The organism is Agrobacterium sp. 22-210-1, from assembly GCF_053522525.1.
Genome location: NZ_JBNWCI010000002.1, coordinates 857,415 through 871,542 on the forward strand (window position 1 = coordinate 857,415; position 14,128 = coordinate 871,542).

Annotated in this window: 16 protein-coding genes; 3 read left to right on the forward strand and 13 right to left on the reverse strand. The window is 58.9% G+C overall.

Features of this window, described 5'->3' with window-relative positions; genetic code table 11:
* Positions 1 to 206 precede the first annotated feature (206 nt).
* The 12 genes from tolB to ruvC form a co-directional block, all read right to left on the reverse strand.
* Positions 207 to 1,514 (reverse strand): Tol-Pal system beta propeller repeat protein TolB, encoded by a 1,308-nt coding sequence (gene tolB, locus ACQZ5F_RS16960; protein ID WP_052819686.1) that lies wholly within the window; start codon positions 1,512 to 1,514, stop codon positions 207 to 209.
* 20 nt (positions 1,515 to 1,534) lie between these two features.
* On the reverse strand, positions 1,535 to 2,704 hold the full coding sequence (locus ACQZ5F_RS16965; RefSeq protein WP_052819458.1) for a hypothetical protein: 1,170 nt from the start codon (positions 2,702 to 2,704) through the stop codon (positions 1,535 to 1,537).
* A gap of 9 nt (positions 2,705 to 2,713) precedes the next feature.
* Positions 2,714 to 3,175, reverse strand: coding sequence for a protein TolR (gene tolR, locus ACQZ5F_RS16970; protein WP_003506238.1), 462 nt, complete (start codon positions 3,173 to 3,175; stop codon positions 2,714 to 2,716).
* Positions 3,176 to 3,236: 61 nt separating this feature from the next.
* On the reverse strand, positions 3,237 to 3,956 hold the full coding sequence (gene tolQ, locus ACQZ5F_RS16975) for a protein TolQ (protein ID WP_003497570.1): 720 nt from the start codon (positions 3,954 to 3,956) through the stop codon (positions 3,237 to 3,239).
* A 261-nt stretch (positions 3,957 to 4,217) separates the two neighbouring features.
* A complete protein-coding gene (gene ybgC / locus ACQZ5F_RS16980) occupies positions 4,218 to 4,658 on the reverse strand; it encodes a tol-pal system-associated acyl-CoA thioesterase (protein WP_225338768.1) in 441 nt (146 codons plus the stop codon).
* The gene (locus ACQZ5F_RS16985) at positions 4,655 to 5,191 is read right to left on the reverse strand and encodes an NUDIX hydrolase (protein WP_225338769.1); all 537 of its coding nucleotides are present in this window, start codon (positions 5,189 to 5,191) and stop codon (positions 4,655 to 4,657) included. The genes ybgC and ACQZ5F_RS16985 overlap by 4 nt, the downstream gene beginning before the upstream one ends.
* On the reverse strand, positions 5,188 to 5,715 hold the full coding sequence (locus ACQZ5F_RS16990) for an NUDIX hydrolase (RefSeq protein ID WP_225244097.1): 528 nt from the start codon (positions 5,713 to 5,715) through the stop codon (positions 5,188 to 5,190). Before ACQZ5F_RS16990 ends, ACQZ5F_RS16985 begins: the two co-directional genes overlap by 4 nt.
* Complete coding sequence (locus tag ACQZ5F_RS16995) at positions 5,715 to 6,293, reverse strand: DinB family protein (protein ID WP_225338770.1); 579 nt, start codon at positions 6,291 to 6,293, stop codon at positions 5,715 to 5,717. Before ACQZ5F_RS16995 ends, ACQZ5F_RS16990 begins: the two co-directional genes overlap by 1 nt.
* 36 nt (positions 6,294 to 6,329) lie before the next feature.
* Complete coding sequence (locus ACQZ5F_RS17000; protein WP_082178892.1) at positions 6,330 to 6,548, reverse strand: hypervirulence associated TUDOR domain-containing protein; 219 nt, start codon at positions 6,546 to 6,548, stop codon at positions 6,330 to 6,332.
* A 52-nt stretch (positions 6,549 to 6,600) separates the two neighbouring features.
* The gene (ruvB, locus tag ACQZ5F_RS17005) at positions 6,601 to 7,641 is read right to left on the reverse strand and encodes a Holliday junction branch migration DNA helicase RuvB (RefSeq protein ID WP_225338771.1); all 1,041 of its coding nucleotides are present in this window, start codon (positions 7,639 to 7,641) and stop codon (positions 6,601 to 6,603) included.
* 127 nt (positions 7,642 to 7,768) lie between these two features.
* The gene (gene ruvA / locus ACQZ5F_RS17010; protein WP_046799902.1) at positions 7,769 to 8,386 is read right to left on the reverse strand and encodes a Holliday junction branch migration protein RuvA; all 618 of its coding nucleotides are present in this window, start codon (positions 8,384 to 8,386) and stop codon (positions 7,769 to 7,771) included.
* A gap of 29 nt (positions 8,387 to 8,415) precedes the next feature.
* A complete protein-coding gene (gene ruvC / locus ACQZ5F_RS17015) occupies positions 8,416 to 8,928 on the reverse strand; it encodes a crossover junction endodeoxyribonuclease RuvC (RefSeq protein ID WP_003523217.1) in 513 nt (170 codons plus the stop codon).
* Between the two features lie 249 nt (positions 8,929 to 9,177).
* On the opposite strand from ruvC, the gene ACQZ5F_RS17020 reads away from it, so the two are divergent.
* Both ACQZ5F_RS17020 and ACQZ5F_RS17025 read left to right on the forward strand, forming a co-directional pair.
* Positions 9,178 to 11,487, forward strand: coding sequence for a methyl-accepting chemotaxis protein (locus tag ACQZ5F_RS17020; RefSeq protein WP_448730597.1), 2,310 nt, complete (start codon positions 9,178 to 9,180; stop codon positions 11,485 to 11,487).
* Positions 11,488 to 11,615: 128 nt separating this feature from the next.
* Positions 11,616 to 12,617: an LLM class flavin-dependent oxidoreductase gene (locus ACQZ5F_RS17025; protein WP_046799904.1), complete on the forward strand. Its 1,002-nt coding sequence runs from the start codon at positions 11,616 to 11,618 to the stop codon at positions 12,615 to 12,617.
* 55 nt (positions 12,618 to 12,672) lie between these two features.
* Here ACQZ5F_RS17025 and ACQZ5F_RS17030 read toward each other — a convergent pair whose 3' ends face one another.
* On the reverse strand, positions 12,673 to 13,419 hold the full coding sequence (locus ACQZ5F_RS17030; RefSeq protein WP_052819453.1) for a YebC/PmpR family DNA-binding transcriptional regulator: 747 nt from the start codon (positions 13,417 to 13,419) through the stop codon (positions 12,673 to 12,675).
* 199 nt (positions 13,420 to 13,618) lie between these two features.
* Between ACQZ5F_RS17030 and ACQZ5F_RS17035 the strand changes: the two genes are divergently transcribed.
* Positions 13,619 to 14,122 carry a pyridoxamine 5'-phosphate oxidase family protein gene (locus ACQZ5F_RS17035; protein ID WP_142841537.1) on the forward strand — a complete coding sequence of 168 codons (504 nt, stop codon included), beginning with the start codon at positions 13,619 to 13,621 and terminating at the stop codon, positions 14,120 to 14,122.
* The last annotated feature ends 6 nt before the right edge of the window (positions 14,123 to 14,128 follow it).

Here is a 14,128-nt window from a genome sequence, read left to right on the forward strand (position 1 = left end):
GGTCTCTCCTTGGAATTTCAATAACGTTGCCAGACACTAACTGATCGCGGTTAATAGCCGGCAAACGCTTATGGTTAACAGAAAGGAAATGTCCCACTTTTTTGCTCCCTCACAACACTTTGCGGCAAGAAAGAGGCGCTTTCCCGTGTGGCATGCTTAAAAACATGGTGGCGCCGGACGAGCCGGCGCCACCATGGCAGTCAATATCAGTCCAGAAGCGGCGACCATGCCGGGTCCGAAGCAAAGGTTGGCGTCTTGATGAGCTGTTCATTGTAGCCCGTCAGGTCGATCGAATAGAGCTGCGGACCACCGGCACCGGCATTCTGGCGGAAGAACATCAGCACGCGGCCATTCGGCGCCCAGGTGGGGCCTTCATTGTGGAAGCCGCTGGTCAGAATGCGCTCACCCGAACCGTCGGTCTTCATCACGCCGATCGAGAACTTGCCGCCCGACTGCTTGGTAAAGGCGATCAGATCGCCACGCGGCGACCATACCGGCGTGGAATAGGAACCGTCGCCGAAAGAAAGACGCTGCTGGCCGGAACCATCGGCATTCATCACGTAAATCTGCTGGCGGCCGCCACGGTCGCTTTCAAAGGCGACGCGCTGACCATCCGGCGAAAATGACGGCGCCGTATCGATCGCCGACGTGTTCGTCAGCCGAGTCGTGGTGCGCGAGCGCAAATCCATAGTGTAGATATTGGCGTTGCCATCCTGCTGCAGGCTCATGATAACCTTTTGTCCGTCAGGCGAAAAGCGTGGCGAGAACGTCATGCCGGGGAAGTTGCCGACGACTTCGCGCTGTCCGGTTTCTAGCTGCAACAGGTAAACGCGCGGCTGCTGACCCTCGAAAGACATGTATGTCACTTCCTGACGGTTCGGCGAGAAACGCGGCGTCAGAACGATGTCGTTCGAATTGGTGAGGTTGCGGACGTTGAAACCATCCTGGTCCATGATCGACAGCTGGCGCTTACGGGCCGTCTTCGGGCCGCTTTCGGAGACGAAAACGACGCGGGTGTCGAAGTAGCCCTTCTCACCGGTGATGCGCTCATAGATGGCATCCGCGATGATATGGGCAACGCGCCGCCAGTTTTCCGGCTGGGTAAAGAATTGCTGGCCGGTCATCTGTTGGCCCGCGAAAGTATCCCACAGACGGAACTCGGCACGCAGGCGACCATCGCTTTCGCGCGTCACGCGGCCAGTCACGAGCGCCTGTGCGTTGATGACCTTCCAGTCTTCAAAACGTGGCTGCTGATCCGGGCTGGTAATCTTTTCGATGAAGGCACTCTTGTTGACCGGCGCGAAGAGGCCGGAACGCTGCAGGTCGGCGGCGATGACCGCCGAGACCTGTGCGCCGATACCGTCGCTCGACATGAAGTCGGTGATGGCGATGGGCAGCGGCTCGACGTTACCCTTGTTGATGTTGATTTCCACCCGCGCAAAAGCCGGTGCGGAGAAAACCGACATGAGGGCCGCGACAGCGAGCACCAGCCGGATCGGCGAGAATATTTTCATGTTGCCAGGCCTTTCAGCATTCATAGCAATTCACTGGGATCGAAGTTCACAACGACTTCGTTCCATGCGTCATATTTGTCGGCAGGAAGGTTCGTGAACGGAGCAGAACGCATGATGGCGCGATAGGCTCCGCCAGAAAGGGCACGGCGCGTTCCTTCGGAACCACCCGTCGCCTCGATCTCGGGCCGGCCGATGATGGTTCCATCACGGTCGAGCTTCATGGTGACCCGAACGCGAACGTCCGAGGCATCCGCCATGCCGGGAATGATTTGCCAGTTCTTCTGGATCGCGCCACGCAGCGCATCCATTTCCGTCTGGCTGAGCGTAGAACCGCCCGTTGTCTTCTTGCCGCCAAGCGAAGCGGTTTGCGTCGACCGCTTCGCCCCGCCACCGGAGGGCGCCTGCTTGTTCAACAGGGCTGCAACATCGTCGGCGTTGAAATCACTTTCCTTGGACGAGGCGGATTTCGCCGTCTCCTGCTTCTTCTCGCCCGGCTTCTTGTCGGAAGGCTTGTCGGTCGACTTTGCCTGATCGGGCTTGGTCTCGGCCGGTTTTTCAGCGGGCTTCTGCTCGGCAGGCTTGGTCTCAGCCTGCTTCGGCTCTTCCGGCTTTGGCGGCTCAGGACGGGAATTCGGACGCGGCACGTTCTGCGGCACGGGAATTTCGGCCGGCTCCTGCTGCGCGGGCGGCGGCTCTTCGGCCTTGGTTTCCTGCGGCGGCGGCTCCGTCTTCGGCTGCGGCGCGATTTCAGGCTTGGTCTGCGGCAAGGCGGCCATTTCCTGCGGCTTCGGAGCCGAGGTCTCTTCCTTGACGATTTCCTTTACTTCATTCGCCTTGGTATCGACGACCGGCTGCGGCTTCTCCTGCTTTGGCGGAGCAGCGGCGCTGATATTGTCGTTGGGCTTTGTGGTCGGCGTCGGCGGCGCTTCTATATCGGCCGTGTTATTGCCGACATTCTGGGCGTTTTCGACGATGTCAGGACGCGTGGTCGGAACAGGGGCCGACTTCTCCGCTTTCGGAGCGTTCTTGTCGCCCTGCTGAATCTGGCTCAGCTCCTCGATAGGCACCAGTTCCACCGGCAAGGCCTCGGCCTGCGACACGTCTAGCGGTTCCGGCGAGCCCAGGGAAACCAGGGCGAAAGCCAGAAGCGACGCATGCACAATCGCGGATGTGGTGATGCTGCCCTTCATCGTTTTACGTCAATTGTCCTGTTTCTGCTGGGTCACAAGGCCGATATTCTTGAAGCCCGCCGCCTGGATACGCGCCATCACATCGGCGACGACGCCATATGCGGCAACGGAATCCGCACGTACGAAGATACGTTCGTTATAACCTGTCGTGGCGATCGCCTGCAGCTTGTCGGCCACCTCGGCCGCCTGGATTTCGGTTTCCTGCAAATGGATCTGGCCATTGGCATTGACAGAAATCGTGATCGGCTGCGTGTCCGAATTCAGCGCATTGGCGGATGTCTGCGGCAGATCGATCGGCACGCCGACCGTCATCATCGGTGCCGCCACCATGAAGATGATGAGCAACACGAGCATGACGTCGACGAGCGGCGTCACGTTGATCTCGCTGATCGCGCCGCCTTTGCGCCGTCCGCCGCGCCCACCCCGGCGTCCACCGGAACCGCCGCCGCTGCCACCTGCTGACATACCCATATTATTTACTCCATTTTGCCTTGCGGCAAATTATTGCACAGCATGCAAGTTGCGCGGCCGCTTACTGGGCGGCCTGCCGTGTCTGAAGTTTTTCATCGATCTGGCGCGACAGGATCGCGGAGAACTCGTCGGCGAAACCTTCCATACGGGCGGAAAGCTTGTGCGCGTCGGCCGTGAACTTGTTATAGGCGATAACCGCCGGAATAGCCGCGACAAGGCCGATGGCCGTTGCCAGAAGCGCTTCAGCGATACCGGGCGCCACAACCGCAAGGTTGGTGGACTTCGAACCGGCAATCGCCTGGAACGAGGTCATGATACCAACGACCGTACCGAAGAGGCCGATAAAGGGACCTGCCGAACCGATGGTAGCCAGCGAACCGAGGCGGGCCTCATATTGTTCGCCTTCACGGGCAATCGTCACGTCCATTGCCCGGTCAATGCGCATCTGCAGACCGATGGGCGAACGCGCACCGCGTTCGAATGATTTTTTCCATTCCCGCATGGCGGAAACGAAAATTGCCGCAAGACCGCCATTCTGGCGCTCCGCCAGAGTGCGATAAAGCTCTTCAAGCGACTGGCCTGACCAGAACACCTGTTCGAACTGGTCGAACTGGCGCTTTGCCTTGCCGAAGCTCACATATTTGTCAAAGACGATCGCCCACGTCCAGACCGAGGCGGCGATAAGTCCGATCATCACGAGCTTCACGATGAGGCCCGCTTGCATAAACAGTGCCCAGAGACTTACATCGTGCGTCGCCGCTGCCAAACCTGCCTGTTCCATAAATATCCAATCCCCGAATCCAAACGCCCGGTACGGGACCGGGCGATTCAAACGCGTGTTAACGCTCGAAGTCATGCGGCCTCAGCCGTTAACCCCTTTGCCATACCCCGATACTTGCCAGTAAGCCTTACTTGCCAATAAATTTGGTGAAAGGAAGGCGTGCGCCGCACAAATGCCAGTTGCTAAAGTAAGACACCATTATGGTTAAAGGAGTGTTACAGCCGGGCCACGCCAGATGGATTTACTCGACGGGGCCGTCAATTACTTCAGGAATTTTTCCGCCACCGTCTCCGGAAGACGCCTTGGCCGGCCATTGGCATTGATGACGGCGATGATGACCTTGGCGGCAACAAGCAGTGTTTCGCCGCGCCGGATTTCCTGATTGAGCACCATTTTTGCGCCACCGGCCTTTTCGGTCACAGTGGTGATTATCAGCACATCATCCATCCGCGCCGGGGTCTTGAAATCAATCTCCATGCGATGAACGACGAAAACAAGGCCTTCCTCGTCAGCGGTCAAAAGCGCGCTCTGCTCGCAGCCGAGGCAGCGCAGGTAATCGGTGCGGCCGCGCTCGAGAAAATGCAGGTAGCGCGCGTGATAAACGAGGCCGGAAAAATCCGTGTCCTCATAATAGACGCGTTGCGTCAGGCGGTGCCCATGTTCGATGAGTTCGCCGGAAAGCGAAACCACAAGCTCGCTCATAATGTCTCCTCGGTAAATTCGTCTCTATCGATGTCGCCTTCACGAACGATGAAATGTTCATGGCGCGGCGGCAGCACCTCAATGCGGTCTGCAATAAAGCGGGGTCTGAGATCATGCTCTCGCAGAGTGGGAGATTGCGCACGCAGCCAGCGGAACTCCACCTCGACACCATCCAGAACCCGGTGAACGACATCACTTTCATGGAAGGGAAAAGCCTGGCGAAGCGACACCAGATAATAAAACGCCAGCTCATGGGCGGCATAATCGCCATAAACAAAGAAATTCTCGGCGGACCATAAAAGGCGTTCGACCGAACAATCTCGCTCAAGCTCCTCGCCAATCTCGCGGATGATGGTTTCCTCGGAGCTTTCGCCGATTTCCGCCCGTCCGCCCGGCAAGGCCCAATAATTGTCGCCAGCACCGCGCTGAACGAGAATATGATCATTTTGGAAGATCAGCGCCGCCACGCGCATGCTGAAAAGCTGCGGTTTCCGGTCCAACCGGATCATATGGCGTTCGGGGGCAAAAGTCATTTGTCATCCAGATCGCCGTCATGCCAGACGAGGTGTCTTGTTGTCTGCGGCAGGTGTTCTATTTCGTCGGCGATGAAATAAGGCGGAATATCCAGTTCCGTCAACGCCTGCCGGCTTGCCGCCACCCAGCGGAATTCCAGTTCGTTGTCGCCATCCTGAACGCGATGGATGATGTCGGTCGGATGAAAGGCCAGCGTCTGCGGCAGGTCCATCAGGTAATAAAAACCGAGTTCGTGCCAGTCCTTGCCCTCGTAGTGGAAAAAATTCTCAACCGCCCATAAAAGCCGCCCGACCTTGGCCTCGACGCCAAGCTCCTCCACCATTTCACGCGCCAGCGTTTCTTCCGAGCGCTCACCCATTTCGGCACGGCCACCCGGAAAGGTCCAGAATTTTTCATGTGACGCCCGGTGCACCAGCACATGACCATCACGAAACGCCAGGCCCGCAACGCGCATCTGGAAGATGCGCTTCGGCTTGAATTTCATACGGATGCGGGTGTCCTGGCTTTTATTATCATGCGTCATCATGCTGGCCTGTGGGCTGGAAACATCAAATCATCTTCCGTCCACCTTAACGCATCCACCTCGTCTTTTCTCGCCTTTGCATCATCTCCCACAATGAATTCATCCAGTTGCGGCGGTTTTATCGCCGTGCCGGACAGCATGGCATGCGCCTGCCCGCGATGATGCGTCTGGTGCTGGAAGAGATGTGAGAGGACATCGTCGCAGCGATCCTGCTGGATGCGCGTGCCGCGATGGATATTGACCGTGGCCGCGAGGCCGTCTTCATCCAAACCGTCAACAAAGGCGATCAGTACCTCGTCAAGTTCCGTCTGGGCGCTGCCCAGTTCCGCCATGGTGGCGAAGGGCTCATCTTCGGCAAAGGCGGCCAGACCGAGCGTTCCACCCTGCAGGGCATCGATATAGAAGCGGTCGACAGTGTAGATGTGATTCAGCGTAGCCCTGAGAGTGGGGAAAAAACTGACGCGCGGAGCGATGAAAGCTTCCTGCGAAAGCTGCAGACAGGCCTGATGCAGTCGAAAGTTGGCCAACCGGTTGTAACGAGCGAGTTTGCGGAAAATCCGCAGCGGATCGTAAGGCATCAGCGTCCCTCCGTGACCGCCGGATGGCGGCGTTGTTCAATCGGCCCGCTCAAGCTCCGATCGGCTTTTCAGAACATTTGCGCCGTCTTCCTGTTCGATCAGAAAAGCGGGCTCGTCCTTGCTCGCCTTCCGCTTGATCCTGAAGCCGGCGATTGTGCGCTCAACGTCATCAGTGAAGGTCTCGACAATCTTACCTTCACCGGTGCCACTACCCCAATTCCAGCGAACTTTCGTTCCCTTGCGAAATGCCGACATGATCATCTCCTTGCCAAAGATGGTCAAATGCCAGCCCGCCGGGCTTGTTCCCTCACTCCTCCTCCAGCGTCAGTCGGAACTGCGCCGCCTCAAGGTCCTTCGGCGGCTGCATGCCCAGATGTTTCCAGGCCGTGCCGGTCAGAATACGCCCGCGCGGCGTTCGCTGGATGAAACCCTGCTGGATCATATAGGGTTCGATAATGTCCTCGATCGCATCGCGCGGCTCCGAGAGCCCGGCGGCGATGGTTTCGATGCCGACAGGGCCGCCGCCGAAATTGACGGCGATCATGGTGAGATAGCGCATATCCAGCTGGTCGAGACCCATTTTATCGACCAGAAGCCGTGTCAAAGCCTCGTCGGCGATCTCGCGGGTAACGGCTTCCGCCCGCGCCACCTCGGCGAAATCACGCACCCGGCGCAATAGCCTTCCGGCGATACGCGGCGTGCCGCGTGCACGCCTTGCCACCTCGCGCGCGCCTTCATCGGTCATATTGAGGCCCATAAGCCGTGCGCCGCGCCGAACGATCAGTTCCAGTTCGTCGACCGTGTAGAAAGCCAGCCGGACGGGAATGCCGAAACGGTCGCGCAGCGGTGTCGTCAGAAGGCCGAGACGGGTCGTTGCGGCAACAAGGGTGAATTTGGAAAGATCGATCTTCACCGAGCGCGCCGCCGGTCCCTCGCCGATGATGAGATCGAGCTGGAAATCCTCCATCGCCGGATAGAGGATTTCCTCCACAGCAGGGTTTAGACGGTGGATTTCATCGATGAACAGAACATCGCGCTCCTCGAGATTGGTGAGAAGCGCGGCAAGATCGCCTGCCTTGGCAATGACCGGCCCTGATGTGGACTTGAAGTTGACGCCAAGCTCCTTGGCCATGATTTGCGCCAGCGTCGTCTTGCCGAGGCCGGGCGGGCCGACGAACAGTACGTGATCAAGCGCCTCGCCCCGGTTCTTGGCGGCTTCAATAAATACCTTGAGATTGGCGCGGGCTTCTGCCTGGCCGGTAAAATCGTCCAGCGACTGCGGACGTAGCGTGGTGTCGATATCCTCGCCGCGCTTTTCCGGGGTAATCAGTCTCTCCGCATCGCTCATTCAGGGCATTCCATTGTTATAGCCGAATTCATCAGGTAACCGCCGCCGCTATATCATGAGTATCGCAACAACGCGCTTCACGAAATTCAGGATATGTATGGGCTACACGCCCGCTTACCAGCCATTCTTACCGCGAAAGCTCTTTCAGCCCGAGCCGGATCAGCTTGGCGCTGTCCCCGCCCTCGCCGCCATTCTTCAGCGCGGCGGCAACGGCATTGGCGGCCTGATCACGCGAATAGCCAAGATTGGTGAGCGCGGAGACTGCGTCGGCAACAGGCGCGGAAGCAACGCCTTCCCCAAGTTCCTGCTTGAGCCCGATGGACGCCGAAGCATCCCCAGCGAACGCAGGCGCCTTGTTGCGAAGTTCCGTCACGAGGCGAACCGCCACTTTCGGCCCCACGCCGGGCGCACGCGAAATCATTACCTTGTCCTGAAGCGCGATGGCATTGGCAAGCTCGGAGGGCGACAGCGTGGAAAGGACGGCCAAAGCCACTTTCGAACCAACCCCCTGCACGCTCTGCAGCAGGTTGAACCACTCTCGCTCCAGCGCCGACAGAAAGCCGAACAGCTTCAGCTGGTCCTCGCGCACGTAGGTTTCGATGAACAGCACCACCGCCTCCCCGACGGAGCCGATTTTCGACAGTGTGCGCGCCGAACAATAGGCGACGTAACAGACGCCGTGCACATCCACCAGCACGTAATCCGCGCCGATTTCCTCGATGCTGCCCTTCAGTTTTCCGATCATGATGCCGCCCGCTCAATGAGACCTTATATTCAACCGGCCGCCAGGAGCCGCCGCATCCTGTCACCGCCGCGATTATGGGCGTGGCAGATGGCGATGGCGAGCGCGTCCGCTGCATCGTTACCCTTGAATTCGGCCTTCGGCATCAGGATTTTCAGCATCATGTGAATTTGCTGCTTTTCGCCGTGCCCGACGCCGATGACCGCCTTCTTCACAGCGTTCGGCGCATATTCGAAGACCGGCAATCCCGCACGTGCCGGAACCAGCATCGCAATGCCGCGCGCCTGGCCGAGTTTCAGCGTCGCCACTGCGTCCTTGTTCACGAAAGTCTGCTCCACCGCCGCCTCATCGGGCTGGTGGCTGTGCACGATGTCCGCCAGCCCGTCATGCAACTGGCAGAGCCGGGAGGCGAGGTCCATATCACCATCCGACGTTACCGTGCCGGAAGCGACAAACCGCAGGCTGTTGCCAAGGGTGTCGATGACACCCCAGCCGGTGCGCCGCAGTCCGGGGTCGATGCCAATGATTCGAATCGTCTTTTGCATGAGTTACCTTATCTTTCCGGCTGCGACCCTGCCAGCGATAAGTGAACAAAACGACAACATTGCTCAAATTTGCAATGCAGCATTTACCTCTGCTTAAACCGCGTACCGCATTGTTCCCCCACAAAACCAACAAAAGGGGAGCTGCGGACATGATGATCCGCAGCACAATATTTTCGCCATATCAGCCGTCCGATGGCGCCATCCATGCGTGGCGCGGGAACTGATCCGGCATTGGGGGCTGCTTCGGCCATGCTGAATCGTTTTCATTCCATATCCACCAAAGTGCTGGTGATTTTCCTGGCGCTGATGGCAATCTCTACCGGGGCTCTGACCCTTCTCGGTTATCAAAGCAGCAGTGGCGTTCTCGAAGAACAGGCGTCGAAATCCATGGAGAGCATTCTCGTCTTCCGTGGCGACATGCTTCAGGAACGCCTTGAACAGCTGAAGACGCAGGCGGACTCCATCGCCAAGATCGAAGCACTGCAAATGGCTGTTGTTTCCATGCGCAGCGGCTGGGCAACCGTACAAAAGAATTCCGGTGACGCGAAGGCGGAACTGCAGCGAGTCTTCGTCAAGGAAAATCCCTTCGGTGAAAAGGAAAAGCTGATCAAGCCGGAAAGCCCAAGCGGCTTTTATTATTCGACCCATGAAAAGACCCAGACGGATATCGGCGGATATCTGCAGGGAACGCCGTTCAGCGACGTCCTTTTCATCGATCCGGCCGGCACGGTTTATTACTCTTATCTGAAGGGAACGGCCTTTGCGGAAACCGTGACCGGCGGCGTCTGGGCGGAAAGCGGTCTCGGCGCAGCATTTACACGCGGTGCCGCGAATGCCGAAAAAGCCGTCAACGACATGGCGCAAACCAGTTTCTCCGGCCTGCGCATAGATGCCGCAACGAAAGAGGTCGGTATTTATTTCGGCGTTCCGGTCGTCAAATTCGGTGCCTTCAAGGGCATCGTCCTCTTCCGCGTCAAGGAGGACGTGTTCAGCCAGATACTCGCAAAGGGCATCGCGGCCGGCAGTTCCGAACAATCGGCAATCATTTCGGCGGATGGCAAGGTTCTGGGCGAGCAGAGCGAAAAGCTCATCGGCCTCGACCCGGCAATCTACGGTTTCCATGGACAGGCGCTGAACGCCGCCGGCATGACGATTGCCAAGATCGACCGCCCGGATGGCGAGGCCAATGCCTATGCCCGCCCCTTCTCCTTTGCAGGTGAAAAATATCTCGCCGTCGAAAGCATGTTGCGCAGCGAGCTGAACGCGGGTTCCATCTCGATTGCCGGCACACTTGCCGTGATCGGCCTTTGCGTTCTGGCCGCCATGTGTGCGGCGACGGCCTTTTTCGCACGGCGCCTGTTCGCCCCGCTGGAAAAGCTCGCCGGGCTGACCGGCGAAGTGGCGGCAGGTCGTCTTGATGCGGAGATCGGCAATCAGGACCGGAAGGACGAGATCGGCCGCATGGCGCGTGCGCTCGGCAGTTTCCGTGAAAAGCTTATTCTGCAGCGGGAGATGGAAGAGACCGCATCACGCACCCGGGAGGAAGCCGAAACAGCCCGCCGCGCGCATCTTGCGCAACGGGAGGCCGAGGCCGGAACCCTGCAAATGGTCGTGCAGTCTCTGGACGAAGGTCTGGACCGGCTGGCGAACGGCAATCTTGCCTATCGTATCGACACCGTATTCCCCGACGATCTCGAAAGCCTGCGCCACAACTTCAATACGGCGCTTGCCCGGCTGAGCGAAACCATGCAGGCCATCGGCGGCAATTCCACAGCCGTTCGTGGCGGTTCCGAAGAAATGCGGGTGGGTGCCGACCAGCTGGCAGAGCGCACCGAGCGGCAGGCGGCCTCCATTACCGAGACGGCAAGCGCCATCAAGGCCATCACCGTGGCCGTCCGCGACCAGATCGAACGTGCCGAACAGGCAACGCGGATCGCCCATGACGCGAGCACGGAGGCGACGGCATCCAGCCGCGTGATGGAGCAGACCATCGCCGCCATGGAGGCGATCCAGACCTCATCGCGCCAGATCAACCAGATCATTGGCGTCATCGATGAAATCGCTTTCCAGACGAACCTTCTCGCATTGAATGCGGGTGTGGAAGCTGCCCGCGCGGGCGACGCCGGCAGGGGGTTTGCGGTTGTGGCACAGGAAGTGCGTGAACTGGCGCAGCGTTCGGCCGCCGCTGCCAAGGAAATCTCCAGCCTGCTGAAACGCTCCACCGACGAGGTTTCCGCAGGTGTTGTCTTAGTCGAAAAGGCAGGCGCTTCGCTCACCGGCATCGGCAAGCATGTACAGACCATCAGCTCCCGCATCGAGGAGATCATGGAATCGACCCGCGAGGAAGCGCAAACGCTTGCGGAAATCAATGGCACCGTCACCAGCCTCGACACCATGACGCAGCAGAATGCCGCCATGGTGGAGGAAACGACGGCCGCCATTCATAACCTCGCCTCCGAAGCGGGCGAGATGGACGGCAGGCTCGGACAATTCGTGCTGGCCACTGACGGGCAAGCAGCGGGACACGGCAAAACCCGTCAGTTCCGGCGGGCCAGCTGAGTTAAAGGGGCCTCTTCGGAGGCCCCAATTTTTTTGAACCATCCATCAATTCTATGCGACTTCTATGGTAAATCGGGACACGCGCCTTACATCCGCAGCAAAGATTTGAATTTACGCAGGAGCGTCGGATGATCCCCTTTTCCATTCTCGACCTTTCGCCCATCGGCGAAGGCGAGAGCGTCAGCACGGCGCTTGAAAATTCCCGCCGCATGGCAATCAAGGCCGAAGACCACGGCTATAACCGCATCTGGCTGGCGGAACACCACGGCATGCCGGGCATTGCCAGCGCGGCAACATCGCTCGTCATCGCCCATGTGGGTGCGGCCACGAAACATATCCGTGTCGGCTCCGGCGGCATCATGCTGCCCAACCATTCCCCTCTCGTCATCGCCGAGCAGTTCGGCACGCTAGCGGCGCTGCTGCCCGGCCGCGTCGATCTCGGTCTTGGCCGCGCGCCCGGAACCGATATGCGCACGGCACGGGCACTGCGCCGCAATCTTGATGCCGGTGCGGAAAACTTCCCGCAGGATATCATCGAACTGCAGCGTTACCTCGGCCCGCCACAGCAAGACCAGGCGATCCTCGCCGTGCCGGGCATGAATTCCAACGTGCCGCTCTGGCTGCTCGGCTCCAGCACATACAGCGCGCATCTCGCCGCGGCACTTGGCCTGCCCTATTCCTTCGCGTCACATTTTGCCCCTGACATGCTGATGGAGGCGATCCATATCTATCGCGAGCGCTTCCAGCCCTCCGAAGTGCTGGACAAGCCCTATGTGATGGTGGGTGTGATGGGTGTCGGCGCGGATACGGATGAGGAGGCGCAACATCTCTTCACCTCGTCCCAGCAGCAATTCGTCAATCTGCGCCGCAATGTCCGCACCCCGTTCCCGAAGCCGGTGCACAGCATGGACGGTTACTGGAACGAGATGGAGCGTTTCTCGGTGGAGCATACATTGCGTTTCGCCGCCGTCGGCTCGCCCGAAACGATCGAGCGTCATCTCGGTGGTTTCCTTGCCGAAACGCAGGCAGACGAACTGATCGTATCGATGCCGATCCATGACATCGAAAAACGGCTGCGTTCCGTGGAAATTTTCGCCGATGTGCGGAGTTCCATCAGGAAGGCGGCCTGAATAAAAAAGCCCCGGAGCGAGAGAGCTACCGGGGCTTTTTATTAAATCTGAAACGTCAGGCGGAGAGCTTGGCGAGAATTTCTTCGGAAACCTCGAAGTTGGAATAGACGCTCTGCACGTCGTCATCGTCTTCGAGATTGTCGATGAGCTTCATCAGCGACTGCGCCTTTTCTTCATCCACCGGCACCGTGTTCTGCGGCTTCCAGATGGCCTTGACGCTTTCGGCTTCGCCCAGCACGCCTTCCAGCGCCTTGGAAACCTCGTTCATCGCTTCGAACCCGCAGATGATGGTGTGGCCGTCTTCGGAGGATTCGACATCGTCGGCGCCCGCTTCGATGGCCGCTTCCATGACCTTGTCGGCATCGCCGACTTCGACCTTATAGGTGATTTCGCCAACGCGGTCGAAGGAGAAGGAAACGGAGCCCGTTTCACCCAGCGCGCCACCGGCCTTGGTGAAGATGGAGCGCACGTTGGAGGCGGTGCGGTTGCGGTTGTCGGTCAGGGCCTCGACGACGACGGCAACGCCACCCGGGCCGTAACCCTCGTAACGGACTTCATCGTAGTTTTCGCTGTCTGCACCGGAAGCTTTCTTGATCGCGCGCTCGATATTGTCCTTCGGCATGGACTGGGCCTTGGCGTTCTGGATTGCCAGACGCAGGCGCGCGTTCATGTTCGGGTCGGGCATGCCCGCCTTTGCCGCAACGGTGATTTCACGCGCAAGCTTGGAAAACATTTTGGACCGTACGGAGTCCTGCTTGCCCTTGCGGTGCATGATGTTCTTGAACTGTGAATGACCAGCCATGGAAAACCTGATTGTCTTAATTTGGAGATTGCGGGCCTTATAAGTGCGATACGCCCGCCGTTCAACCCCGCAAGCGCTTTCTCTTCCGTCAACAATAGAAGGAACTGATTTATCCGCTTCTCGTTTTGATCATGAACGCGGCACATGAGGGCATGGATTTCTCGCCGTCGCAGCAAAACAGACCGGAAGGAGAAAACACATGGTCAGCCTGACTGAAGCAAGAGAAGCCCCGGCCCGCCAGCTCTGGGACGAGATCAATTCCGTCCATGCCGGCATGCTCGGTCTGGAAGGCCTGCACAACCATATGCAGCCCATGGCGCCTCATGCTGACCCGAAGACCAACACCATCTGGTTTTTCTCCAAAAAAGACACCGATCTCGTAAAATCGCTGAAGTCAGGCTCGCGTGCGCATTTCTGCCTCGTCGGCAAGGACCATGATTATCACGCCTGCCTCTCCGGCATTCTGGAAGCGCGTGACGACAGGGCGAAGATCGACGAATACTGGAATTCCGTCACTGCCGCCTGGTTCGAACATGGCAAGGCCGATCCGCTGCTGACGATGCTGGCGCTTCACGTCGATGATGCCGATATCTGGGCGTCAACCGACAGCACGCTGAAATTCGGCTGGGAAATCGCCAAGGCCAACATGTCGGATGACAAGACACCCGACGTCGGCGTCCGCCAGCACCTCACCTTCGCCTGACACCTT

What these genes read in the sequence shown, in the direction of transcription:
- ACQZ5F_RS16990 (WP_225244097.1), bottom strand. Translation starts at nt 5,715, where the DNA reads ATGACGCATGATAATAAAAGCCAGGACACCCGCATCCGTATGAAATTC.
- ACQZ5F_RS16995 (WP_225338770.1), bottom strand. Translation starts at nt 6,293, where the DNA reads ATGCCTTACGATCCGCTGCGGATTTTCCGCAAACTCGCTCGTTACAAC.
- ACQZ5F_RS17035 (WP_142841537.1), top strand. Translation starts at nt 13,619, where the DNA reads ATGGTCAGCCTGACTGAAGCAAGAGAAGCCCCGGCCCGCCAGCTCTGG.
- ACQZ5F_RS17020 (WP_448730597.1), top strand. Translation starts at nt 9,178, where the DNA reads ATGCTGAATCGTTTTCATTCCATATCCACCAAAGTGCTGGTGATTTTC.
- ACQZ5F_RS17030 (WP_052819453.1), bottom strand. Translation starts at nt 13,419, where the DNA reads ATGGCTGGTCATTCACAGTTCAAGAACATCATGCACCGCAAGGGCAAG.
- tolB (WP_052819686.1), bottom strand. Translation starts at nt 1,514, where the DNA reads ATGAAAATATTCTCGCCGATCCGGCTGGTGCTCGCTGTCGCGGCCCTC.
- ACQZ5F_RS17000 (WP_082178892.1), bottom strand. Translation starts at nt 6,548, where the DNA reads ATGTCGGCATTTCGCAAGGGAACGAAAGTTCGCTGGAATTGGGGTAGT.
- ruvC (WP_003523217.1), bottom strand. Translation starts at nt 8,928, where the DNA reads ATGCAAAAGACGATTCGAATCATTGGCATCGACCCCGGACTGCGGCGC.
- ybgC (WP_225338768.1), bottom strand. Translation starts at nt 4,658, where the DNA reads ATGAGCGAGCTTGTGGTTTCGCTTTCCGGCGAACTCATCGAACATGGG.
- tolR (WP_003506238.1), bottom strand. Translation starts at nt 3,175, where the DNA reads ATGGGTATGTCAGCAGGTGGCAGCGGCGGCGGTTCCGGTGGACGCCGG.
- ACQZ5F_RS16985 (WP_225338769.1), bottom strand. Translation starts at nt 5,191, where the DNA reads ATGACTTTTGCCCCCGAACGCCATATGATCCGGTTGGACCGGAAACCG.
- tolQ (WP_003497570.1), bottom strand. Translation starts at nt 3,956, where the DNA reads ATGGAACAGGCAGGTTTGGCAGCGGCGACGCACGATGTAAGTCTCTGG.
- ACQZ5F_RS17025 (WP_046799904.1), top strand. Translation starts at nt 11,616, where the DNA reads ATGATCCCCTTTTCCATTCTCGACCTTTCGCCCATCGGCGAAGGCGAG.
- ruvB (WP_225338771.1), bottom strand. Translation starts at nt 7,641, where the DNA reads ATGAGCGATGCGGAGAGACTGATTACCCCGGAAAAGCGCGGCGAGGAT.
- ruvA (WP_046799902.1), bottom strand. Translation starts at nt 8,386, where the DNA reads ATGATCGGAAAACTGAAGGGCAGCATCGAGGAAATCGGCGCGGATTAC.
- ACQZ5F_RS16965 (WP_052819458.1), bottom strand. Translation starts at nt 2,704, where the DNA reads ATGAAGGGCAGCATCACCACATCCGCGATTGTGCATGCGTCGCTTCTG.